General features: G+C 72.2%; 14 protein-coding genes. 11 read left to right on the forward strand and 3 right to left on the reverse strand.

Going from position 1 to position 23,523, the window contains the following annotated elements:
• Nucleotides 1-34 precede the first annotated feature (34 nt).
• The 3 genes from AC07RM_RS31660 to AC07RM_RS31670 are packed head-to-tail and all read left to right on the forward strand — an operon-like array spanning nt 35 to nt 4,154.
• Entirely contained in the window at nt 35-826 is a 792-nt protein-coding gene (locus AC07RM_RS31660) for a LamB/YcsF family protein (protein WP_296797333.1), read from the forward strand.
• Complete coding sequence (locus AC07RM_RS31665) at nt 826-2,430, forward strand: 5-oxoprolinase subunit B/C family protein (RefSeq protein ID WP_495337031.1); 1,605 nt, start codon at nt 826-828, stop codon at nt 2,428-2,430. The genes AC07RM_RS31660 and AC07RM_RS31665 overlap by 1 nt, the downstream gene beginning before the upstream one ends.
• Complete coding sequence (locus tag AC07RM_RS31670; protein WP_495337012.1) at nt 2,427-4,154, forward strand: acetyl/propionyl/methylcrotonyl-CoA carboxylase subunit alpha; 1,728 nt, start codon at nt 2,427-2,429, stop codon at nt 4,152-4,154. Before AC07RM_RS31665 ends, AC07RM_RS31670 begins: the two co-directional genes overlap by 4 nt.
• Nucleotides 4,155-4,158: 4 nt before the next feature.
• Here AC07RM_RS31670 and AC07RM_RS31675 read toward each other — a convergent pair whose 3' ends face one another.
• Nucleotides 4,159-5,418: a branched-chain amino acid ABC transporter substrate-binding protein gene (locus AC07RM_RS31675; RefSeq protein ID WP_495337013.1), complete on the reverse strand. Its 1,260-nt coding sequence runs from the start codon at nt 5,416-5,418 to the stop codon at nt 4,159-4,161.
• A 23-nt stretch (nt 5,419-5,441) separates the two neighbouring features.
• Nucleotides 5,442-6,113, reverse strand: a complete 672-nt coding sequence (locus AC07RM_RS31680; RefSeq protein ID WP_444814358.1) for a TetR/AcrR family transcriptional regulator — start codon at nt 6,111-6,113, stop codon at nt 5,442-5,444.
• 178 nt (nt 6,114-6,291) lie between these two features.
• Between AC07RM_RS31680 and AC07RM_RS31685 the strand changes: the two genes are divergently transcribed.
• From AC07RM_RS31685 to AC07RM_RS31700, 4 genes are all read left to right on the forward strand, one after another.
• Nucleotides 6,292-7,929 carry an AMP-binding protein gene (locus AC07RM_RS31685; protein WP_495337014.1) on the forward strand — a complete coding sequence of 546 codons (1,638 nt, stop codon included), beginning with the start codon at nt 6,292-6,294 and terminating at the stop codon, nt 7,927-7,929.
• A 10-nt stretch (nt 7,930-7,939) separates the two neighbouring features.
• The gene (locus AC07RM_RS31690) at nt 7,940-11,236 is read left to right on the forward strand and encodes a carboxyl transferase domain-containing protein (RefSeq protein WP_495337015.1); all 3,297 of its coding nucleotides are present in this window, start codon (nt 7,940-7,942) and stop codon (nt 11,234-11,236) included.
• Nucleotides 11,237-11,307: 71 nt separating this feature from the next.
• On the forward strand, nt 11,308-12,630 hold the full coding sequence (locus tag AC07RM_RS31695; protein ID WP_495337016.1) for a GDSL-type esterase/lipase family protein: 1,323 nt from the start codon (nt 11,308-11,310) through the stop codon (nt 12,628-12,630).
• 143 nt (nt 12,631-12,773) lie between these two features.
• The gene (locus AC07RM_RS31700; RefSeq protein WP_208513612.1) at nt 12,774-13,151 is read left to right on the forward strand and encodes a YXWGXW repeat-containing protein; all 378 of its coding nucleotides are present in this window, start codon (nt 12,774-12,776) and stop codon (nt 13,149-13,151) included.
• Between the two features lie 77 nt (nt 13,152-13,228).
• Here AC07RM_RS31700 and purU read toward each other — a convergent pair whose 3' ends face one another.
• Entirely contained in the window at nt 13,229-14,083 is an 855-nt protein-coding gene (gene purU / locus AC07RM_RS31705) for a formyltetrahydrofolate deformylase (protein ID WP_057594448.1), read from the reverse strand.
• 132 nt (nt 14,084-14,215) lie between these two features.
• Here purU and aptA point away from each other — a divergent pair, with 132 nt between their 5' ends.
• The 4 genes from aptA to AC07RM_RS31725 all read left to right on the forward strand — a co-directional run bounded on the left by aptA (nt 14,216) and on the right by AC07RM_RS31725 (nt 23,430).
• Nucleotides 14,216-15,550: an omega-aminotransferase AptA gene (gene aptA / locus AC07RM_RS31710; protein ID WP_093356010.1), complete on the forward strand. Its 1,335-nt coding sequence runs from the start codon at nt 14,216-14,218 to the stop codon at nt 15,548-15,550.
• 257 nt (nt 15,551-15,807) lie between these two features.
• On the forward strand, nt 15,808-16,395 hold the full coding sequence (locus AC07RM_RS31715) for a hypothetical protein (protein WP_296780317.1): 588 nt from the start codon (nt 15,808-15,810) through the stop codon (nt 16,393-16,395).
• Nucleotides 16,396-16,406: 11 nt separating this feature from the next.
• Nucleotides 16,407-18,002, forward strand: a complete 1,596-nt coding sequence (locus AC07RM_RS31720; protein WP_495337017.1) for a CsgG/HfaB family protein — start codon at nt 16,407-16,409, stop codon at nt 18,000-18,002.
• Between the two features lie 103 nt (nt 18,003-18,105).
• The gene (locus AC07RM_RS31725) at nt 18,106-23,430 is read left to right on the forward strand and encodes a beta strand repeat-containing protein (RefSeq protein WP_495337018.1); all 5,325 of its coding nucleotides are present in this window, start codon (nt 18,106-18,108) and stop codon (nt 23,428-23,430) included.
• Nucleotides 23,431-23,523: the final 93 nt, after the last annotated feature.

Below are 23,523 nucleotides of genomic sequence, written 5' to 3' on the forward strand. Positions count from 1 at the left end.
CTCGCACCGCAGTGCGAAGCACGAAGGTATTCCAATGAGCGCGCTGGATCTCAACAGCGACCTGGGCGAGAGCTTCGGCGCCTGGCGCATGGGCGACGACGCGGCGATGCTCGGCATCGTGAGCAGCGCCAACGTGGCCTGCGGCTTCCATGCCGGCGACGCGGCCGGCATCCTCGACACGCTGCGCCATGCCAAGGCCCATGGCGTGGCGGTCGGTGCCCACGTGTCCTATCCCGATCTCGCGGGCTTCGGCCGCCGCGCGATGGCGATGGGCAGCGCCGAGCTCGTGGCCGACGTGATCTACCAGATCGGCGCGCTGCAGGGCCTGGCCCGCGCCGCCGGCACCTCGGTGCGCTACGTGAAGCCGCACGGCGCGCTCTACAACGCCATCGCGCACGACGAGCGGCAGGCGCGCGACGTGATCGCCGCCGTCCGCGCGATCGACGACCGGCTCTGGCTGGTCGGTCTCGCCGGTTCGCCGCTGCTCGGCTGGGCACGCGCGAGCGGCCTGCGCACCGTCTCCGAGGCCTATGCGGACCGCGCGTACCGCGCCGACGGCACGCTGGTGCCGCGCAGCGAGCCGGGCGCGGTGCTGCACGACGCGCAGGCGGTGGCGCGGCGCATGCTGCGGCTGGCCACGCACGGCGAGGTCGAGGCCATCGACGGCAGCACGCTGCGCCTGCAGGCCGATTCGGTCTGCGTGCATGGCGACAGCCCCGGCGCGGTGGCGATGGCGCGCGAGGTGCGCGCCGCCTTCGAGCGCGCGGGCGTCGCGGTGCGGGCCTTCGCGCGCGAGGACGACGAGCCGGCGGGAGCGCCGCGATGATGCGTTTCCTGCCGGTCAACCTCGACGCGCTGCTGGTCGAGCTCGACGACCTCGCGCAGACGCTCGCGCTGCTGGCCTCGCTGCAGGCCGAGCCGATCGAGGGCATCGAGGAACTGGTGCCGGCCGCGCGCACGATCCTGGTCCGCTTCCGCCCCGGCGCGGTCACGCACGAGGCGCTCGCGCGGCGCATCGGCGAGCACCGCCTCGACGGCACGGTCGAACGCGCGGGCCGGCGCATCGAGATCCCGGTCGACTACGACGGCGAGGACCTCGACGAGGTCGCGCGGCACCTGGGCCTCGCGCGCGAGGAGGTGATCCGCCGCCACACCGGCCACGACTACACCGTGGCCTTCACCGGCTTCGCGCCGGGCTTCGCCTACCTGAGCGGCGGCCACCCGAGCCTCGACGTGCCGCGCCGCGCCACGCCGCGCACCCGCATCCCGGCCGGCGCGGTCGCGCTCGCGGGGCGCTTCAGCGGCGTCTATCCGCAGGCCAGCCCCGGCGGCTGGCAGATCATCGGCGTGACCGCCACGCCGATGTGGGACCTGGGCCGCGCGCAGCCGGCGCTGCTGCAGCCGGGCTACACGGTGCGCTTCGTCGATGTCTCGGGGCAGGCCGCGCCAGCCATCGCGCCACCCGTTTCGGCCCCGGCGCCATCGGCCATGCACGAAGGGCCGGCGCTCGAGGTCCATGCCACCGGCCTGCAGGCGCTGTTCCAGGACCTGGGCCGCCACGGGCTCGCGGGCCAGGGCGTCTCGGCCTCGGGCGCGATGGACCGCGGCGCGCTGCGCGCGGCCAACCGCCTCGTGGGCAATGCCAGCGACGCGGCCTGCATCGAGATCGTCGGCGCGGGCTTCCGCTTCAGCTGCCGCGGCGATGCGGTGCTGGCCATCGCGGGTGCCGACGTGCCGCTGCAACTGCGCGGCGCCGGCGGCGCGCGCTGGACGGTGCCCACGCACGAGGCCATCGCGCTGGCCGATGGCGACAGCCTCACGGTCGGCGAACCGCGCGCGGGCCTGCGCAGCTACCTCGCGGTGCGCGGCGGCTTCGAGGTCGCGCCCGTGCTCGGCAGCGCGGCCACCGACACGCTGGCGCACATCGGCCCGCGGCCGATCGCCGCCGGCGACCGGCTGGCGCTGCGGCCGGTGGCGCGCGGTGCCATCGTCGGCCTGCCCGATGCGGCGCCGCCCGCGCTGCCGACGCTGCACGAGGACGTGGTGCTCGACGTGGTGCTGGGCCCGCGCACCGACTGGTTCACGCCCGAGGCGGTCGCGCTGCTCGCGAGCCAGCGCTGGACCGTCACGCCGCAGTCCAACCGCGTCGGCCTGCGGCTCGCGGGCGAGACACCGCTGGCGCGCCTCGACATCGCCGAGCTGCCCAGCGAGGGCACCGCGCTCGGCGCGATCCAGGTGCCGCCGAGCGGGCAGCCCGTGCTGTTCCTCGCCGACCATCCGCTGACCGGCGGCTACCCGGTGATCGGCGCGGTCGCCACCCACCACCTCGATCGCGCCGGCCAGATCCCGGTCGGCGCGCGCCTGCGTTTCAACCCGGTGCGTGCCTTCGACGCGCACTGCCTTCCCGCTCCTTCCTCCGACACGCCATGAAGAAAGTCCTGATCGCCAACCGCGGCGAGATCGCCGTGCGCATCGCGCGTGCCTGCGCCGACTACGGCGTGCGCTCGGTGGCCGTCTATGCCGACGCCGATTTCGATGCACTGCACACGCGCGTGGCCGACGAGGCCCATGCGCTCGAGGGCACGCGCCCGGCCGACACCTACCTGGCCATCGACAAGCTGCTGGCCGCGGCCGCGCGCAGCGGCGCCGACGCGGTGCATCCGGGCTACGGCTTCCTCTCGGAGAGCGCGGCCTTCGCGCGCGCCGTGATCGAGGCCGGCCTGTGCTGGATCGGCCCGCCGCCTTCGGCGATCGAGGCGCTGGGCGACAAGGTGCAGGCACGCCGCATCGCGCTCGAGGTCGGCGCGCCGCTGGTGGCCGGCACGCCGGCGCCGGTGCGCGACGCGCAGGAGGTGCTGGCCTTCGCCGAGGCGCACGGCCTGCCGATCGCGATCAAGGCGGCCTTCGGCGGCGGCGGCCGCGGCCTCAAGGTCGCGTGGCGGCTCGACGAGGTGGCCGAGCTCTACGAATCGGCGGTGCGCGAGGCCGTCACCGCCTTCGGTCGCGGCGAGTGCTTCGTCGAGCAGTTCCTCGACCGGCCGCGCCACGTCGAGGCGCAGGTGATCGCCGACACGCACGGCCGCGTGGTGGTGCTCGGCACGCGCGACTGCTCGCTGCAGCGGCGCAACCAGAAGCTGGTGGAGGAGGCGCCCGCGCCCTTCCTCACCGAGGCGCAGCGCGAGCGCATCCACCGCGCCGCGCACGACATCTGCGCGCGCGCCGGCTATGTCGGCGCGGGCACGGTCGAGTTCCTGCTCGGGCCCACGGGCGCGATCTCCTTCCTCGAGGTCAACACGCGGCTGCAGGTCGAGCATCCGGTGACCGAGGAAACCACCGGCATCGACCTCGTGGTCGAGCAGCTGCGCATCGCCGACGGGCTGCCGCTGTCGGTCAGCGAGACGCCCGCGCCGCGCGGCCATGCTTTCGAGTTCCGCATCAACGCCGAGGACCCGGGCCGCGGCTTCCTGCCCACGCCCGGACCGGTGCGCCTGTTCGAGCCGCCCTCGGGACCCGGCGTGCGCGTCGACACCGGCGTGGTCTCGGGCTCGAGCGTGCCGGGCAGCTTCGATTCGCTGATGGCCAAGCTGGTCGTCACCGGTGCCACGCGCGCGCAGGCGATGGCGCGCGCGCGCCGCGCCTTGCGCGAGTTCCGCATCGAGGGCGTGGCCTCGGTGCTGCCGTTCCACCGCGCCGTGGTCGAGGCGCCCGACTTCGTGGCCGAGGACGGCTTCAAGGTCCACACGCGCTGGATCGAGACCGACTTCGCGCAGCCGCTGGCCGCGGCCGTGCGCGCCGAGCCCGTGCGCGATGCCGCGCTGCTGCGCACGGCGGTGGAGATCGACGGCCGGCGCGTGACGCTGGGCCTGCCGCCGGCGCTGCTGCGCGGCATCGGTGATGCGCCCGCCGCGCCATCGTCATCGCCGCAGTCCGAGGAGGCCGCCGACCCCGCCGCCGTGGCCGCGCCCATCACCGGCACGCTTCAGGCGTGGACCGTGGACGAGGGCGCGCTGGTCGCGCAGGGCGATCCGATCGCGGTGATGGAAGCGATGAAGATGGAGGTGCAGGTCGTGGCCCACCGCGCGGGCCGGCTCGCGCGGCTGGCCGCGGGCGCGGCGCCGGTGGTGGCGGGCACGACCATCGCGCGCATCGGCTGAACGTTCAAGGCCGGACCATCTTGCAGTCGGTGCCCTGTGCCAGTTCGTTACCGCTGTAGACCGCGTCGGTGCGGAAGCCGTAGTTCGTGCCTTCCCAGCCCAGCTTCACGGCCTTGCCGTCGACCGGCGCGATGGTGTTGACCACCTGCGGCAGCAGCAGCTGGTGGTCCTCGCCGCGCATGCGCACCGGGCCGACCACCGAGTCGTAGCTCAGGTCCTCGAGCGCGCGCGCCACCTTCACGGTGTCGGTGCTCGCGGCCTTCTCGATCGCGGCCGCGAGCAGGCGCGGCGTCAGGTCGATGCGCGGCGCGAGGAAGTCCTTGCCGGTCTTGGCCTTGTAGGCCTTGGCCAGCGCATCGACCTTCGGCGTACCGGCCTGGCCCGGATGCCATTCGGCGACCCATGTGAGCTGGCCCAGCTTCGCCTGCGACACCGCCGTGACCGTGCCCGGCACCGAGCCCGCGCTGTGGTTGAAGTAGCGCAGGTCGTAGCCGGCATCGCCCGCGGCCTTGAGCAGCAGCGTCATGTCCTGCCCCCAGTTGCCGGTGATGACCGAGTCGGCGCCGCTCTGCTTGATGTTGGCGATGTAGGGCGAGAAGTCCTTGACCCGGCCGATCGGATGCAGCGCCTCGCCGACGAACTGGATGTCGGGCCGCGCCAGGCCCACGAGCTGGCGGCCGTAGCTGGCCCACTGCTTGCCATGCGCATAGTCCTGGTTCAGCAGGTAGACCTTCTTCACCTCGGGCGTCTTCTTGATGTAGTTGGCCAGCGCCTTCATCTTCATCGCCGTGTTGGCCTCGGTCTGGAAATGCCAGAAGCTGCAGGCCTTGCCGGTCATCTCGGGATCGATCGACGAGTGGTTGAGCACCAGCAGCTCCTTGCCCGGGTTGCGCTGGTTCCAGCGCGCCACCGCCTGCACCAGCGCCGTCACCACCGAGGAGCCCGAGCCGCCGGTCACGATGGCCTTGGCGCCCTGGTCGATCGCGGCCTGCAGCGCGCTCTGGCTCTCCTGCGCCGAGAGCTTGCTGTCGAACTGCAGCAGCTGCAGCTTCGTGCCGCCGAGCACGCCGCCCCTGGCGTTGATCTCCTCGATCGCGTACTGCGTGTGCATCAGCATCAGTTCGCCGACGTTGGCGAAGGGGCCCGAGAGCGGGTCGATGTAGGCGAGCTTGTAGGTCTGCTGGGCCTGCGCGGTGCTGGCGGCACCGGTGGCGATCAGGCAGGCGAGCGCGATCCGCGCCAGGGGCGCTGGGTGGAACTTCATGGTGTATCTCCTGGGATGGGTGGTCAGTGGCCGGTGCGCAGCCCGATCACGCGGCTCGCGAGCTTCGTGAGCTCGGCCACCACTTCGTCGGGCGAGAGCCGTCCGCCCGGGCGGTACCAGCTGTAGAGGAAGCCCGGCAGGCTGCAGGCCGCGAGCGCGGTGATCTTGGTCTCGTCGAAATCGAGGTCGCCGTCGCGCCGCGCCTGTTCGAGCAGCGGGCACAGCAGGTCGTAGAAGTGGTGCGCGAGCTTCTTCTGCGCGGCCAGGTACTCGGGCCGGTAGACCTGCGGTTCGCGGTAGGGGAAGAAGGCGGCCGGATGGTGCGCGACGGTGGCGCGGATCAGCCGCTCGATGCCCTCGAGCACCTTCTCGCTCGCGCGGCGCGGATCGTCGGCCGCGAAGTCGAGCGCGGTGAAGCAGTCGACCGCGGGGCGCCAGGAGATGGTCTCGAAGATCTCCTGCTTGTCGCGGAAGTAGTAATAGACGAAGGGCTTCGTGACACCGAGCGCGCGCACGATCTGCGCCATGGTGGTGTTGGCGTAGCCCTGCGCCGCGAACAGCTGCGTGGCGGCCTGCAGGATGCGCTCGCGCTGCAGGTCGGTGCCCTGCGTGGCGGCACGCTGGCGGCCGGTGCCCTGCGGCAGGTCGGGGCGCGCCGTGAGGGCAGTGGCCTCCGTCGCATGCGCCTCGTGCATGTCCTGCATGCCTGGCACGCGTGGAGGATCGTCCTGCTCCGCGCGCGCCTTGCGCCCAGAGGGTTTGTGCCGTGTCGCGGAAGTTATACCCATGGGTAGGATTGTTCGTGCACCATCCGGCGATGGCAAGCGCCCGCCAGGCGCGAGCGGCTATCGATAACCCTGAGAAAGTGACGCCATGGAGACAACCGACGAACCCTTGCTGCGCGCGCTCCCGCCGCGCGCGCAACAGCCGCTGCACGACTACCTGCGCGCCCATGCGCGCGAGCGCGGCGGGCATCCGGCCTGCCACTGGTACGGCCATGCGATGAGCTGGCGCGAACTGGACCGCGCGAGCGATGCCTTCGCCGCGCGGCTGCAGGCCCTGGGCGTGCGCAAGGGCGAGCCGGTGGTGCTGTTCCTCAACAACTGCCCGCAGTACCTGGTGGCGCACTTCGGCATCCAGAAGATCGGCGCCATCGTCTGCCCCAGCGGGCCGCTCAACAAGGAGCACGAGCTTGCCTACCAGGTCAACGACCTGAAGGCACGCGTGATCGTCGCGGCCGCGCCGCTGCTGCCGGTGGTCGAGAAGGTTAAGCCCGGCAGCGCGCTCGAACACGTGTTCGTCGTGCACTACGCCGACCTCTTGCCTGAGACGCCCGCGCTCGACCTGCCGGCCGAACTCGCCGCGGAGCGCAACGCCGAACGCACGGTGCCCGCGGGCTGCGAGGACTTCCTCGCCGTCATGAACGCCGATGCGAAGCCGCAGCCGGTGGCGATCGCCATGAATGACGTCGCGCTGATGACCTACACCTCGGGCACCACCGGCCTGCCCAAGGGCGCGATGCTCAGCTACGGCAATGCGCTGTTCAAGACCCGCGCCGCGGCCGACTGCAATGGCGTCGGGCCCGATGACGTGCTGCTGTCGATCGCGCCGCTGTATCACATCGCCGGCATGCTGATGGGCGTCAACGTGCCGGTGCTCACGGGCGCGGCCTCGGTGCTGCTGCACCGCTTCGATCCGCGCGCGGCGCTGCAGGCGATCGCGCGCCACGAGGTGAGCTGGTGGTACAGCATCGCGCCGATGAACGTGGCCTGCATGCAGCTGCCCGACATCGCGGGCTTCGACCTCGCGAGCCTGCGCATGAACCCGGTCACCAGCTTCGGCATCGCCTTCACCGAGCCGCTGGCCGCGCAGTGGCGTTCGCATGCGCCGAGCTGCACCTCCTTCGAGGCCGCCTACGGCCTGAGCGAAACCCACACCTGCGACACCTACACGCCGCGCCATGCGCCGCGCTGGGGCACGCAGGGCGTGGCGGTGCCGGGCGTCACGATCCGCATCGTCGACACGGAAACGCAAGCCGACATGCCCACGGGGGAGGTCGGCGAGATCGTGCTGACCAGCCCGGGCTCCTTCAAGGGCTACTGGAACAAGCCCGAGGCCACGGCCGCCACGCTGCGCGACGGCTGGGTGCACACGGGCGACATGGGCAAGCTCGATGCCGATGGCTACCTGACCTTCATCGGCCGCTTCAAGGAGATGATCAAGGTCTCGGGCTACAGCGTGTTCCCCGAGGAGGTCGAGACCATCCTGATCAAGCATCCGGCGGTGGCGCAGGCCGCGGTGATCGCGCAGCCCGATCCCGAGAAGGGCGAGGTGGTCAAGGCCTTCGTGGTGCGCAAGCCCGGCGCCGGGATCGCGGCCGAGGCGCTGATCGCCTGGTCGCGCGAGAACATGGCGAGCTACAAGGCGCCGCGCTCCGTGAGCTTCATCGATGCATTGCCCACCACCGGCGCCGGCAAGGTGCTGCGCCGGCTGCTCAAAGACAAGAACTGAAAGACCCCGCGTGTTTTCCAAAGTCCTGATTGCCAACCGCGGCGAGATCGCCGTGCGCCTGGTGCGCGCCCTGCGCGACCTCGGCATCGCCAGCGTGGCCGTGCATGCGCGCGACGACGCCTCGGCCCTCCACGTGCAGCTGGCCGACGTGGCGCTCGCGCTCGACGCGACCGGGCCCGCGGCCTACCTCGACATCGGCGCGCTGATCGCGGCCGCGAAGGCGCAGGGTTGCGACGCGGTGCATCCGGGCTACGGCTTCCTCAGCGAGCGCGCCGACTTCGCGCAGGCCTGCGCCGATGCGGGCCTGGTCTTCATCGGGCCCACGCCCGAGCAGCTCGCGCTGTTCGGCGACAAGGCGCGCGCGCGCGAACTGGCCACGCGCTGCGAGGTGCCCGTGATGCCCGGCAGCGCGGGCGCGGTGACGCTCGCGCAGGCGCAGGCCTTCTTCGCCGAGCAGCAGGCGCAGGGCGCGGGCGTGATGGTCAAGGCCATCGGCGGTGGCGGCGGGCGCGGCATGCGCGCGGTGCACGAGGCGGGCGAACTGGCCGAGGCGCATGCGCGCTGCATGTCGGAAGCGCGCGCGGCCTTCGGCATCGAGGGCGTGTACGTCGAGCGGCTGATGCGCGATGCGCGCCACATCGAGGTGCAGGTGCTCGGCGACGGCCAGGCCGTGGCCAGCCTCGGCGAGCGCGAGTGCACCCTGCAGCGGCGCTTCCAGAAGCTGGTCGAGATCGCGCCCAGTCCCTCGCTGCCCGAGGCGCTGCGCGCAGATCTCACGCAGGCCGCGTTGCGCATGGCGCGGGCCGTGGGCTACCGCGGGCTCGGCACCTTCGAGTTCCTGGTCGACGCGGCCTCGGCCACGCTGCCCTATGTCTTCATCGAGGCCAATCCGCGGCTGCAGGTCGAGCACACGGTGACCGAGGCCGTGACCGGGCTCGACCTGGTGCAGCTGCAGATCGCGGTGGCGGCCGGTGAATCGCTGGCGGCGCTCGGCATCGAGGCCGACCGCACCGCGGCGCAGCGCGGCTTCGCGCTGCAGTGGCGCATCAATGCCGAGACCCTCGATGCGCAGGGCCAGGCGCGGCCCTCGGGCGGCACGCTGGCGCGCTTCGACCTGCCCGCCGGGCCGGGCGTGCGCGTCGACACGCATGGCTATGCGGGCCTGGCGCCCTCGCCGCACTACGACACGCTGCTGGCCAAGCTGATCGTGCATGCGCCCTCGGCGCGCTTCGCCGATGCGCTGCGCCGCTCGCTGCGTGCGCTCGACGAGTGCCGCATCGAGGGCATCGCCACCAACCTGCCGCTGCTGCGCGCGATCGCCGCGCGGCCCGAGTTCGCGACCCAGGCGGTGCACACGCGCTTCGTCGAGGCGCATCTGGGCGATCTGCTGGCGGCCGCGGCGTCGCTCGAGAAGCGCGCGAAAGAGACAACACCGGTCGTCGCGCAAGCGGCCGCCCCCGCGATCGATGAAATCGACGATGGCCTCACGGTCAAGGCCCCGATGCCCGCGAAGCTGGTGCAGTTCGAGGTCGCGGTCGGCGACGTGCTGCCCGCGGGCGCGCAGCTCGGCGTGCTCGAGGCCATGAAGATGGAACACCTGCTGCACGCGCCGACCGCGGGCCGCGTGGTGGCACTGCTGGCCGCGCCCGGCGACTACCTGGTCGAGGGCCAGTCGCTGCTGCGGCTGGAGGCGGTCGACGCGCAGGCCGTGGACACCGAGGCGCGCGCCGCGCACGACCTCGACGCGATCCGGCCCGACCTGAAGAAGGTCATCGACCGCCATGCGTTCACGCTCGACGAGAACCGCCGGGCGGCCGTCGACAAGCGCCATGCACAGGGCGGGCGCACCGCGCGCGAGAACATCGCCGACCTCTGCGACAGCGCGGCCGATCCCGGCAACTTCATCGAGTACGGCGCGCTCGCCATCGCGGCGCAGACGCGCCGCCGCACGCTCGAGGACCTGGTCGCCAACACGCCGGCCGACGGCATGGTGACCGGCATCGGCAGCATCAACGCGAGGCAGTTCGGCTCCGAGCAGTCGCGCTGCGCCGTGCTGGCCTACGACTACACGGTGCTGGCCGGCACGCAGGGCATGCGCAACCACCACAAGACCGACCGGCTGCTCGCGGTGGCGCACCAGCTGCGGCTGCCGGTGGTGCTGTTCGCCGAGGGCGGCGGCGGCCGGCCCGGCGACACGGACATGCCAATCGTCGCGGGCCTCAACAACCACACCTTCAGCCAGTTCGCCGCGCTCTCGGGCAAGGTGCCGGTGGTCGGCATCGTGCATGGCCGCTGCTTCGCGGGCAACGCGGCCTTGCTGGGCTGCGCCGACGTGATCATTGCCACGAAGGGCAGCAACATCGGCATGAGTGGCCCCGCGATGATCGAGGGCGGCGGCCTCGGCACCTTCGCGCCCGAGCAGATCGGGCCGAGCGGCGTGCAGTCGCGCAACGGCGTGATCGACATCCTGGTGGAGGACGAGGCAGCGGCGGTCTCGGCCGCGAAGCAGTACCTGTCGTACTTCCAGGGCCCGGTCACCGACTGGCAGTGCGCCGACCCGCGCGCCTTGCGCCACGTGGTGCCCGAGAACCGGCTGCGCGTGTACGACGTGCGCGCCGCGATGCGCGGCGTGGCCGACACCGGCTCGCTGCTCGAACTGCGCGCGGGCTTCGGCGCGGGCATCGTGACGGCACTCGCGCGCATCGAGGGCAAGCCCGTCGGGTTGATGGCCAACAACCCGCACCACCTGGGCGGCGCGATCGACGTGGAGGCGGCCGGCAAGTCGGCGCGCTTCATGCAGCTGTGCAATGCGCACGGCCTGCCGATCGTCTCGCTGTGCGACACGCCGGGCTTCATGGTCGGTCCCGAGATCGAGGCGCAGGCACAGGTGCGCCATGTCTGCCGCATGTTCATGGTGGCCTCGCACCTGCGCGTGCCCTTCTTCGCGGTGGTGCTGCGCAAGGGCTACGGCCTGGGCGCGCAGGCGATGACGGCCGGCGGCTTCGACGCGCCGGTGTTCACCGTGGCCTGGCCCACGGGCGAGTTCGGCGCGATGGGGCTCGAGGGCGCGGTGCGGCTGGGCTTCCGCAAGGAGCTCGCCGCGGCGGCCGAAGGGGCCGAGCGCGATGCGCTGTTCAGGCAGCTGGTGGCGCAGCAGTACGAGAACGGCGAGGCGATCCACATGGCGCAGACGCTGGAGATCGACGCCGTGATCGATCCCGCGCAGACGCGCGACTGGCTGGTGCGCGGGCTGGCCTCGGCCACGCGTCCCCACGAGGCGCCGGCGCCCTACGTAGACACCTGGTAACCAGGCGGCAGACCCTGCCGCGCGAAGTGACACGGGGGCTCCGTACACTTTGGCGCTTTTGCGCGAGGGGCATGACGCTGGTTTCATATCGATTCGCCGGGATCGGCGCCAGGCTGGCGACGGGCATGCTGTGCCTGGCGCTGTTCGCCGCTGTCGCGCACGCCGCGACCCCCTCGGGTGCGCCCGTTGCCCCGATCGCCGGTGAGCACTGGGTCGGCAGCTGGGCCGCCGCGCCGCTGGATTTCCGCCAGCTCTCGCCGCTGGGCACGCCGCCGCCGGTGGCGCCCGAGGACCGCGCCTTCCCCGGCCTCACGCTGCGCCAGCAGCTGCAGCCCAGCGTGGGCGGGTCGCGTCTGCGCGTGCGCTTCTCCAACCGCTTCGGCACCGCGCCGCTGGCCGTGAGCGCCGCGAGCGTGGCGCGCGGCACGGGGGGCGGCGCGATCTCGCCGGCCTCGCTGCAGCCCTTGCGCTTCGACGGCCGCCCGGGCCTCACGATCGCACCGGGCGCCGATGCCTGGAGCGACGGCATCGACTTCGCGGTCGAGGCCGGCCAGACGCTGGTGGTCAGCAGCTACTTCGAGCGTTCCACGCCGCTGTCGACGGTGCACCTGCAGCCGAGCAACGCGACCTGGATGTCGAACGGCAACGCGGTGTCGGCGCCGCGCCTGCCCGACGCGCAGCGGGTGCCGGTCAATGCCTTCGTGACGGGCGTGGACGTCTGGGCCGCGCGCGCCATCCGCACGGTGGTGGCCTTCGGCGATTCGATCACCGCGGGCGGGCTCGACGGCGACGGCGGCGGCAATTCGTACCCGCAGCAACTGGCCACGCTGCTGCGCAAGAGCCCGGGCCCGGGCGCCGCGCGCGAGGTGGCGGTGCTCAACGTCGGCATCGGCGGCAACCGGCTGCTCTACGGCGGCGCGGGGCAGAGCGGCCTCGCGCGCTTCGGCGCCGACGTGCTGGGCCAGAGCGGCGTCACGCACGTGATCGTGCTGATGGGCACCAACGACATCGGCCGCACCGCCTTCATCGGCGCGCCCGGGCAGGTGGTGCCGGCGAGCGAGATCCCGACGCCCGAGCAGTTGCAGGCCGGGCTGCAGCAGCTGGTGCGGCAGGCGCGCGAGAAGGGCCTGAAGGTGCTGCTGGGCACGATCCCGCCGTTCGGCGGCTCGTCGTACTGGAACGAGCACACCGAGGCGCTGCGCGGTGCGGTCAACCGCTGGATCCGCGGCCGGCAGGACGTGGACGCGGTGGTCGATTTCGACGCCGCGGTGCGCAACCCGGCGCAGCCGCTGGCACTGCTGCCGGCCTACGACAGCGGCGACCACCTGCATCCCAATGCCGCGGGCCTCGCGGCGATGGCCGGCGCGGTGGATCTGCAGGAATTGCGGGAATAGGCCTACGCGCGTCGGCCGCGGCCTGCAGGCGGCGCGCCGGGCGCCGCGTCACAGCTCTACACAAGATTTCGCGTGGCGCTTACAGGCGCTTCACAAGGCACCGGCAGCATGAAGGCTCCTCCAACAACTCATGGAGCCTTGCCATGAAAAGACTCGCAGCCATCGCTTTTTCCGTCGCCGCCACCTCGCTGTTCTCGGTGGGCGCGCTCACGCTGCCGACGGCCGCCCAGGCGCAGCCGGTGGTCATGATCCAGGTGCCGCCTCCGCCGCCGCGCTACGAGCGGGTGCCGCCGCCGCGCCGCGGCTATGTCTGGGCACCGGGCCACTACGAGTGGCGCGGCGGCCGCCATGTCTGGACCAACGGCGTCTGGGTGCGGGCCCGCCCGGGCTATGCCTACCGCGCGCCCGAATGGCGCCAGGAGGGCGGCCGCTGGGCCTACAGCGCCGGCCGCTGGGACCGCGACGGCGACGGCGTGCCCAACCGCTACGACCGCCGCCCGAACAACCCGAACCGCAACTGACGCGGCCGGCATGAAAAAGCCCCCGGGGCGACCTGCAAAGGCCGCCCCGGGGGCTTTTTTTTCCGGGCGACGCTCGCTCAGCGGAACACGACGGTGCGGTGCCCGTTGAGCAGCACGCGGTGCTCGCTGTGCCACTTCACCGCGCGCGCCAGCACCTGGCTCTCGGTGTCGCGGCCGCGGGCCGTGAGGTCCTCGACGGTGTCGGTGTGGTCGGCGCGCGCCACGTCCTGCTCGATGATCGGGCCCTCGTCGAGGTCGGCCGTCACGTAGTGGGCGGTGGCGCCGATCAGCTTCACGCCGCGGTCGTGCGCCTGGTAGTAGGGCTTGGCGCCCTTGAAGCTCGGCAGGAACGAGTGGTGGATGTTGATCGCGCGGCCGGCCAGGCTCTGGCACAGGCCGTTGCTGAGGATCTGCATGTAGCGCGCCAGCACCACGAGCTCGGCGCCCTCGGCCTCGATGATCTCGAGCTGCTTGGCCTCGGCCTGCGCCTTGGTCGCGGCCGTCACCGGGATGTGGTGGAAGGGCACGTTGTAGCTGGCCGCCAGCTGGTAGAAGTCGCGGTGGTTCGAGACGATCGCGCGCACGTCGATGGCCAGCAGGCCGCTCTTCCAGCGGAACAGCAGGTCGTTGAGGCAGTGGCCTTCCTTGCTGACCAGGATCACCGTCTTCATCGGCTGGGCGGCGGCCTGCAATTGCAAGGTCATGCCGAAGCCCTGGGCGAAGGCGGCGAGCTGCTCGCGCAGCGCGGCCTCGCCATGCTCGGCGCAGGCGAAGCGCACGCGCATGAAGAACAGGCCCGTGTCGTGGTCGTTGTACTGGGCGGCCTCTTCGATGTTGCCGCCGCGCTCCAGCAGGAAGCCCGAGACGGCATGCACGATGCCCGTACGGTCGGGGCAGGAGAGGGTGAGGATGTAGGCAGGGGTGGTGGTCATGGTCAGGGGCGTGATTGTCGCAGGGGTGCCAGAATGCCGTTCTCCCCGTCCGCCACGTCCCTTTTCCCGGGGGCGCCGGCCGTTCGGCGGCGGGACCTTCCACATTCCGACGAGACACACAGGAGCACGCGCATGGCCTACCAGGACTTCAACATGGACAACCAGTGGTTGCCCTTCACCCCGAACCGCCATTTCAAGAAGGACCCGCGGGTCTTCGTGGCGGCCGACGGGATGGAGTTCACCACCCACGACGGCCGCAAGGTGATCGACGGCATCTCGTCGCTGTGGTGCGTGGGCGCGGGCCACAACCGCAAGCCGATCAACGAGGCGATCAAGCAGCAGCTCGACACGCTCGACTACGCCACCGCCTTCCAGATCAGCAACGACAAGGCCTTCCGCGCGGCCGAGATGATCGCCGCGCTGGCCCCCGGCGACCTCAACAAGGTGCTGTTCTGCAACTCCGGCAGCGAGGCCGCCGACACCTCGATGAAGGTGGCGCTGGCCTACCACCGCGCACGCGGCGAGGGCCACCGCAACGTCTTCATCGGCCGCGAGCGCGGCTACCACGGCGTGGGCTTCGGCGGCATGTCGGTGGGCGGCATCCCGGGCAACCGCAAGGTGTTCGGCTCGGCCTTCCTGCCGCGCGTGGACCACATGCGCTTCATCCACGACCCGGTCAACAACGCCTACATCCACAACCAGGAACCGGTGTGGGCCGAGGACCCGCTGGTCGAGCTCGAGACCCGCATCCTGCCGCTGCACGACCCGAGCAACGTGGCCGCGATCATCGTCGAGCCGGTGGCCGGTTCGGCCGGCTGGTACCTGCCGCCGCAGGGCTACCTTAAGCGCCTGCGCGAGATCTGCGACAAGCACGGCATCCTGCTGATCTTCGACGAGGTCATCACCGGCTTCGGCCGCATGGGCACCAACTTCGCGTCGGACTACTTCGGCGTGGTGCCCGACATGCTGAACTTCGCCAAGTGCGTGACCAACGGCGTGATCCCGCTGGGCGGCGTGATCTGCCGCGACAAGCTCTACGACGCGATGATGAAGACCGACGCGCCCGAGCACGTGGTCGAGTTCTTCCACGGCTACACCTACTCGGGCCACCCGGTGGCCTGCGCGGCGGCGATCGCCACGCTCGAGCTGTTCGAGAAGGAAAGCCTGTTCCCGCGCGCCGGCGAGATGGGCAAGCTGCTGGGCGACGCCTTCCACGGCACCTTCAAGGGCCTGCCCAACGTGATCGGCATCCGCAGCCTCGGCCTGGCCGCGGCGGTCGAGCTGGCGCCGATCGCGGGCGCGCCCGGCAAGCGGGCCTACGACATCTTCCTCGACTGCTTCCACAAGGGCGCGCTGGTGCGCCCCGCGGGCGACGTGCTGGTGATCGCGCCGCCGTACATCGTCGAGAAGTCGCACATCGACACGCTGGTGAACACGCTGGCGGACGCGATCAAGGCGCACGCCTGATCGCAGGCCCCACCGCGGCCCGCAACGGGCCGCGGACGCGCCCCCGCCACGGGGGCGCGAGCCCCGGCCGGCCCCTCGTGCGGCGCACAGGATCGGGGCGGCCGCACTGTCCGGCCATCCAGTAATCACCGCTGGTTTGTACTCATAGGTACTACTGGTTTCCGGAATAGCCAGCCTGCCGGCCCGATCCATAGCATCCTCTTTACAAAGAAGTAGCACTTTTCGTTTAAGTGCTCTTCCTCCTGAAAGGAGCTGCCATGCCTCGTGCATCCCGTGCCGCCGTATCCCGGTGCTCCGATCGTCGTCGTGGTGCGCCCTGGGCCGCCACGGTGCACGTGGCCCTGGTGGTGGCGCTGCTCCTGGTGGCGGCGCCGCGCGCGCAGGCCAACAACGTCGGCGAGAACGCCGCCTGGCAGTTCCAGACCAGCTCCGACAAGGTCAACCAGGCCGCGGTGCAGGACATGATCCGCAAGCAGAAGAGCGGCTACTACGCGGCGCCGGTCTACAACACCACGGTCGGGCGCCAGTACAACTGCAACGTCTCGGCGACCTCGACCGGCAACGACGGCAACAACAGCACGGTCGCCAACTCGCCCGCGAATGCCGGGGCGCGCTCGGGCGCCACGGGCAACGACAGCAACAGCGCGGTCGGCACGCTCGGCGCCGCGGTGGTGGGCACCAACCAGGCCAACGCGGGCACGGTGGGCTCGGCGGTCGTCGGCGGCACCAGCACGCAGGTGCAGGGCGCGGCCTGGCAGGCGCTGAACTCGGCCCAGGGCAATACCGGCGCGCAGACGGCGGGGGTGAACGGCAGCGCCGCCTGCGCCTTCGGCGTGCTCAACTGAACGGGGGCGCCATGCACTGCATCTCGCCCCACGCCCGCCGGGCGGTCTTTCTCGCGGCGCCGCTGGCCGGCGCGCTGGTGCTGGCCGGCTGCACCTCGGCGCCGCAGCAGCGCTTCGCGCCCAACGAGGCACCGGTGGTGCTCGGGCCCTCGGTGCGCGACAACGTCACGCCGATGGAACCGGTGCTGGCCTGCTTCGCCGACCACATCGCGGCCACGCGCCGGCCCGAGGTGGTGATCGGCGTGGGCGACGTGAAGGACTACACCGGCAAGTACAGCATCAACGAAGGCAACGCGATCACGCAGGGCGGCGCGCTGATGGTCTATTCGGCGCTCGGCAAGCTCGGCGGCGCGGTGCGCATCGCCGAGCGCTTCGACCCGGTGATCGCCGAGCGCGAGCTGGCCTACGCCGACCGGCGCCAGCTCGGCGACGGCCGCACGCACCAGCTCGGCGGCGGGCCCGGCGGCGGCGCGCAGGTGGTGCCGTGGCTGCCGTACTTCGGTGGCACGATCAACAAGTCCGACTACTTCATCGTCGGCGGCATCACCGAGCTCAACTACAACATCAACTCGGGCGGTGCCGAGGTGGCGGTGAACCAGGTCGGCGTGAAGGCGCGCACCTTCACCCAGTCGGTGGGCGTGGACCTGCGCATCGTCGACACGCGTTCGCTGATGGTGGTGCGCACGGTGAGCCTCACCAAGCAGTTCAACGGCTACGAGGTCGGGCTCAACGTGTTCCGCTTCTTCGGCAGCCGGCTCTACGACGTCGACATCGGCGCCAAGGGCCAGGAGCCGGTGCAGATGGGCGTGCGCGCCGCGCTCGAGGAGGGCGTGGTGCGGCTGATGGCCGCGGTCACGCAGGTCGACCACCGGCCCTGCATGACCCTGCGCCCCGGCGGCGGCGAGCAGATCCCGCTGGTGCCGGCCGAGCAGCTGCGCAAGGTGCAGAACCCGGCCGATGCCGGTGCGGCCGGCGGCGCGGCGCCGCCGGTGGTGCAGGCGGCCCCGGGCGTGGCCGTCAACGCCGCGGGCACGGGCGGCGCGCGGCTGACCGGCGCGGCGCTGCAGGTGGCCTTCGACTTCGGCGCCACCACGCTCGGCGGCAGCGCGCTGGCGCAGATCGACCAGGTCGCGGGCGCCGCGAAGAAGGGCGCCACCGACATCGTGCTGGTGGCGCGCGACACCGAGAACTGGGATGCGCGCAAGCGCGACGAGCTGATCGACCAGCGCATCGCCGCCGTGACCTCGGCGCTGGCCAACCGCGGCATTCCGCCGGGCGCGATCACGGTGCTGTGGCGGCCCGACGCGGCCGACACCTCGATCCACCGCGACGGCCCCGGGCTGCAGGAGATCGCGAAGCTGCGCATCGGCGCGCCGGTGGTGGGCAACGGGCCGGCGCCCGCCGCGCCGCAGGGCGCCGCCACGGTCGCGCCCACGCCCAGCGCCTCCGTCGCGCCCGCGCCGGCACCGGCGGGCGACAGCGCGGTCGCCCCGGCCGGCGCCGCCGACACCGCCGCCGTGCCCGAGGCGGCCGAGACCGTCAGCGCGAGCGGCCCCGCCGCCGCCGCCAGCCCCGATCCCGCCGCCGCCCCCGGCCGCGGCAGCTGACACCCCCGTTCCCGCGAACCGTGCGCGCCTGCGAGGGCGGCCCGGTTCCCCTGCGTTCGTCCGTCCCTTTCGTCCACAACGTCTTCACACCAGGAGTCACGCCATGAAAGCTCGCAAGATCCGCAATCGGGGCGCCCGCAGGCCCGCCACCAGTCTCAGCCGCATCGGTTCCGCGGTCGCGGTCGCGCTGCTCGCCGCCGGCGCCGCGCAGGCGGCCGACACCACCGTGAGCAACACGCTCAACGGCTCGGTGTCGGGGGCGTCGACGGCGAACTCGCAGCCCTCCAACACCAACGGCGTGACGGCGGGGATCACGGGCGCCGTCGGCGGCACCACGGTCAGCGGCACGCCGGCCAATCCGAACCCGATCGCGGCCAGCACCACCGGCAACCTGATCGGCGCCAGCGCCGCCGGCAACGACTTCGCGAACGCGATCCAGCCCGCCTCGGGCAGCCCGGCCTCCACGCCGGTCGACAACGCGGCTTCGCTGGGCGTGGCCACCAACAGCGGATCGATCGCCGCCGGCGTCGCCAACAGCAGGCTCGCGGTCGAGCTCAACAACTTCACGAGCGGCAGCGCGGCCGCCACCGACAACACGATCTCGGCCTCGACCGTGATCAACAAGGGCAGCTCGCTGGTGACCGGCGGCGCGATGGCCGGCGCCGTCGGCATCACCGGCGGCGCGGCGCTGACCTACCCGGGCGGCACGCCGCTGTTCGACGCGCAGGGCAACATCGTCGTGACCTCGCTGCAGCTGGGCACCGGCCCGGCCTCGGGCGCGGGCCTGGCCAACAACAGGATCGACCTGGCGCTGACCTCGACGATGGCCAATGCCGTGACCGTGGGCGCCTCGCTCGACCGCAACACGCTGTCGGCCACGCTGCGGGGCAACAGCGCGAGCAGCGCGGCCGAGATCCAGTCGGGCGCGGCGCCGAGCTTCGCGGGCTCGGCGGTGGTGTCGAACCTGCAGGCCAACGGCAACGGCATCCTCGCGGCGGTCACGCATGCGGCCGACAACACCAACTCGACCGTGCAGGCGCTGGTCACCGGCGCGCCCGCGGGCGTGGTCAACGAACTGCGCGGCTCGCTCTCGGTGCAGGGCAACACCATCTCGAGCGCCGCCACCGGCAACGAGGCGCTCTCGGCCACCGCCGGCAGCGCGGGCAACCGCATCGTGATGAACGGCGTGTCGGTGGTCGCCGCGACCCCGCCCCTCACGCCGGTCAATGCCAGCGTGCACGGCGGCACGGCCGTCACCACCACCCTCGATGCCGACCTGGCCGTGCTCAACAGCCAGGGCAACCTGCGCTCCAGCGTGCTGGCACAGACCATCAACGGCCAGGTGCTCGCGGGCGTGCAGTCCATCGACAGCGGCAGCGTCACGCTCAAGGACAACAGCGTGAGCGCCGCGGCCACCGGCAACATCGCCTCGAGCGCGATCCTGCCCGGCACCACCGCGGCCAGCTTCACGGGCACGGCGGGCATCTCGAACCAGCAGGCCAACACCGAATCGACGGTGTCGGCCGTCGCCAACGGCACCGTCATCGCGGTGCAGACCGGCGACGCCACCGGCCAGACGAATGCCAGCACCGTGACCGTGGCGAACAACAGCGCGGCGGTCGCGGCGCGCGGCAACCAGATCAACCAGGGCCTGGCGCTCGACGCCAACACCGTGGCGCTCGGCAGCGATGCGGTGGCGCTCGGCGGCGGCACCAGCGCCGACGGCCGCGTGTCGGCCACCGGCGCCGTCACGCTGACCAACCTGCAGGGCAACTACAACGGCAGCCTGGTCACGGCGATCAACGGCGGCTCCAAGGTCTGGCTGGTCGCGAACGGACCGGCCACGGTGGCCGACAGCGCGCTGTCGCTCACCGGCAATCGCCAGGAGGCGGTGGCGGTCGGCAGCGGCGCCACCAGCGACCTGTCGATCAAGGGCAATGCGGTCGGCACCGGCGCCGGCATCGCCAGCGTCCAGATGAACGATGCCACCTCCTCGGTCGGCGCGGTGCTCAGCGTGCCCGAGGCCCGCGTCGCCGTGTTCGGCAACCTGTCGGGCGGCTCGGCCACGGTCAGCGACAACCTGCAGCGCGCGATCGCCTACGGCAACTCGGCCACCAGCACGCTGGGCGTGCAGGCCGGCAACGTCACGGTGAACCCGTCCACGGACGTCGCCTCGACCATCACGGCCAACCTCGGCAACAACCTGCCCTTCGACAACAGCCTGGCCACGCAGCCGGCGGTGAATGCCTCCTACGCCATCCTCGGCAGCCAGTCGATCCAGTCGACGGTGAGCACCACGGCCAGCGGCGTGAATTCGTTCGCGGCCTCGGTGAGCGGCGACGTGGCGTCGGCCAGCCTCGGCAACGACCGCAACGCCTTCGTCGCCGCGAGCTACGGCAACGATGCGGCCAACGGCCTGAAGCTCGCGGCCAACCAGATCGCCTCGAGCGACTTCGCCTCGGTGGCCAACGTGACCAACGTGCAGTCGGTGGCCGGTGCCAACACCAAGGTCGAGGCCAACACGGTCGGCGGCAACGTGGTGCGCACGGTGGTCGGCGGCGGCCTGCAGGACGCCTCGGTCTCGAGCAGCGGCAACACCACCCAGGCCCTGGCCTACGGCAGCCGCGCCACCGGCAACACGGTGGACGTGACGGCCACCTCGATCGACGCGGCGGGCTTCGTGCTCTCGGGCGCCACCGTCACCGGCGGGGTCGCGACCACCGATGCCTCGTTCAGCGTGCAGAACGCGCAGTCGGGCCAGGGCACGGTGGCGGCCACGCGCAGCGGCGGGCCCGAGGTGCTGACGCAGATCGCCTTCGGCGTCGGCAACTCGAAGCTCGATGCCGACAACAACACCACCGCGGCCGCCGCGACCAGCAACAGCGCGGTCAACGGCGTGCGGCTCGGCGCGGCCGGCATCGCCACCACCACGGCGGTGCAGAACCTGCAGGTCACCACCGCCAAGACCACCTCCGAACTCGGGCTCGAGGGCGGCGCGTTGACCGACCAGGCCGGGGTGCAGCTCGCGGTCAGCGGCAAGGGCATCGTCGACTCGCAGCTCTCGGTGGACGGCAACGCGGTGCGCGGCGCCGCCACCGGCAACACGGCCGTCAACGGCATCGACGTGAAGGGCAACACCATCGACACGGGCGGCGTGCTGCCGGTGGCCGCGGCGGCCAACGCCGCGGTGCTGACCGGCGCGCTCGGCGACCATGCGCTGTCGAACGCGCAGCTGATGCTGAGCACCGCGACGATCTCGTCCAAGGCGGCCGGTGCCTTCGGCATCGACACCGCGCCGGGCACGGGGGTCAACGGCAGCACGCTCAGCGTGTCGAACAACGCCCAGAGCGCGAAGGCGGTGGCCAACAGCGCCAGCAACGACATCGCGCTGGCGGCCGGCAGCGTCTCGGCCACCTCGGCGCTGCAGTCGGGCCAGGCCAGCCTGGCGGCGGTGGAAGCGCGTTCCTTCGTGCAGGCCTTCGCGCCGGCCTCGGTGTCGAGCGCGTCGGTGACGATCTCGGGCAACGCCAACAGCGCGCTGGCCGTGGTCAACGACGCGACCAGCCGCATCGCCGTCGCGGCCGACACCACGGCCGGCGCGATCCTGCCCACCCTGGTGCTGCAGACCGCGGGACCGGGCGACGGGGGCACGGTCGCCATCCATGCGCTGATGAACCGCCAGTCGGCCGTCACCTCGGCCAGCGCGACCGCCGACAGCGCGATCTACAACGACGACCGCGCCGTGCCGGGCGGCCCGGGCGTGGTCGACAGCGCGGTCGCGATGTCGGGCAACCAGACGCTGGCCGAGGCCGCGGGCAACCGCGCGGGCAATGCGGTGTCGCTCACGGGCGGTGCGTCGCAGGGCGCCACCACCGGCCTGCTGAACTCGCAGGCCTCCGCCGCCGCCGTGGGCGGGGTCGCCAACAACACGACCCGGCTGACCCTGAACGGCACCACCGCGCTGATCGACAGCAGCGCCACGCTCGAGGGCAACACCACCGGCGCGGCCGCCACCGGCAATGCCTCGACCAACAGCATCGAGGTGAAGGGCGGCGCCATCGCCACCGGCCTGGCGGGTTCCGCGGGGATCGCGGCCGCGGGCTCGGCGGTGCTCGCGAGCGCCGACCATGCGCTGGTCAACGTGCAGGTGGGCGCCGGCCCGGTGGGCGCGATCGCGACCGGCAGCATCGGCATCGACACCGCCGGCACCGCCGCGGTGCAGGGCGCGACGCTGAGCGTGTCCGACAACCGGCAGAGCGCGCGCGCCGCCTCGAACACCACGGTCAACGGCGTGACGCTCTCGAGCGCCAACGTCGATGCGCGCGCGGTGGTCCAGTCGACGCAGGTCGGCCAGGCGGCGGTCGCGGCCAGCTCGAGCGCCGAGCTGTTCGCGCCGGCCGCATCCTCGGGCTCGTCGGTGCGGATCTCGGGCAACACCAACACGGCGCTGGGCGTGATGAACGACGCGACCAACACGCTCGACGTGAAGGCCGCCAACCTGCAGCCGGCGGCGACGACCGGTGCCGTGGCGCTGTCGGAGACGGCGGCGGGCGGCCAGGCGGCCACGGGCGACCACCTGGTGGCGAACCGCCAGGCCGCGTCGACCTCGGTCACCAGCAGCGCCAGCACCGCGATCTACAACGACGACCGGCTGGTGCCGAACACGGCGGGGCTGTTCAACGGCGCGGTGACGATCTCGAACAACAGCACGCTGGCCGAGGCCTCGGCGAACCGCGCGATCAACACCGCCACGGTGGCGGGCGACGCGACGCAGGGCGCGAGCGTGGGGGTGTCGAACGCGCAGACCAGCAGCGCGGTGGTGACCTCGTCGGCCGTCACGGCCGCGGGCGTGACGATCGCGGGCACCGATCCGCTCAATGCGGGCAGCGTGGCCCTCAACGGCAACACCACCTCGGCGCTGGCGCGCGGCAACGCGGCCACCAACCTGGTCGACTCGAGCGCGGGCGGCAGCTACGGCGGCGCGGCCCCGAGCGGCAGCGTGGGCTTCGTGGCCTCGCCGCTGGCGCTCAACCTCGGTGCCAGCGTGGGCGTGCTCAACAGCCAGACCAACAGCGGGCAGGTGAACGCGTCCAGCACGAACACCAGCTACCAGGTGGCGCTCAACGCGACCGGCCCGGGCACGCTCAACGGCAGCGTCGGTGTCTACGGCAACACGCTGAGCGCGCAGGCCTTCGGCAACAGCGCCACCAACCGCGTGACGCAGACCGCGCTGAACACCGGCACGGCGAGCGCGGCGGTCGGCAACTACCAGGTCAACAGCGGCGCGGTGTCGGCCACGGTGACGACGGTGAACTTCGGCGTCGGCGTGGTGGGACCGGTGGGCAGCAGCACCTTGCGCACCACGGGCAACCAGGTCACGGCCTCGGCCACCGGCAACTCGGCGACCTCGTCGATCCTGTCGCGCTGAGGCGGGCGCGGGCCTGCGGGCCCGCCGCATGAAGAAAGACGAAGGCCGCGGCCGGACGTTCGTCCTGCCGCGGCCTTCGCACGTCCGGGTCGC

The organism is Variovorax sp. GW821-FHT09B05, assembly GCF_059418265.1.

What these genes read in the sequence shown, in the direction of transcription:
- AC07RM_RS31675 (WP_495337013.1), bottom strand. Translation starts at nt 5,418, where the DNA reads ATGAAGTTCCACCCAGCGCCCCTGGCGCGGATCGCGCTCGCCTGCCTG.
- AC07RM_RS31660 (WP_296797333.1), top strand. Translation starts at nt 35, where the DNA reads ATGAGCGCGCTGGATCTCAACAGCGACCTGGGCGAGAGCTTCGGCGCC.
- AC07RM_RS31665 (WP_495337031.1), top strand. Translation starts at nt 826, where the DNA reads ATGCGTTTCCTGCCGGTCAACCTCGACGCGCTGCTGGTCGAGCTCGAC.
- purU (WP_057594448.1), bottom strand. Translation starts at nt 14,083, where the DNA reads ATGACCACCACCCCTGCCTACATCCTCACCCTCTCCTGCCCCGACCGT.
- AC07RM_RS31700 (WP_208513612.1), top strand. Translation starts at nt 12,774, where the DNA reads ATGAAAAGACTCGCAGCCATCGCTTTTTCCGTCGCCGCCACCTCGCTG.
- AC07RM_RS31670 (WP_495337012.1), top strand. Translation starts at nt 2,427, where the DNA reads ATGAAGAAAGTCCTGATCGCCAACCGCGGCGAGATCGCCGTGCGCATC.
- AC07RM_RS31715 (WP_296780317.1), top strand. Translation starts at nt 15,808, where the DNA reads ATGCCTCGTGCATCCCGTGCCGCCGTATCCCGGTGCTCCGATCGTCGT.
- aptA (WP_093356010.1), top strand. Translation starts at nt 14,216, where the DNA reads ATGGCCTACCAGGACTTCAACATGGACAACCAGTGGTTGCCCTTCACC.
- AC07RM_RS31720 (WP_495337017.1), top strand. Translation starts at nt 16,407, where the DNA reads ATGCACTGCATCTCGCCCCACGCCCGCCGGGCGGTCTTTCTCGCGGCG.
- AC07RM_RS31680 (WP_444814358.1), bottom strand. Translation starts at nt 6,113, where the DNA reads ATGCACGAGGCGCATGCGACGGAGGCCACTGCCCTCACGGCGCGCCCC.
- AC07RM_RS31685 (WP_495337014.1), top strand. Translation starts at nt 6,292, where the DNA reads ATGGAGACAACCGACGAACCCTTGCTGCGCGCGCTCCCGCCGCGCGCG.
- AC07RM_RS31725 (WP_495337018.1), top strand. Translation starts at nt 18,106, where the DNA reads ATGAAAGCTCGCAAGATCCGCAATCGGGGCGCCCGCAGGCCCGCCACC.
- AC07RM_RS31695 (WP_495337016.1), top strand. Translation starts at nt 11,308, where the DNA reads ATGACGCTGGTTTCATATCGATTCGCCGGGATCGGCGCCAGGCTGGCG.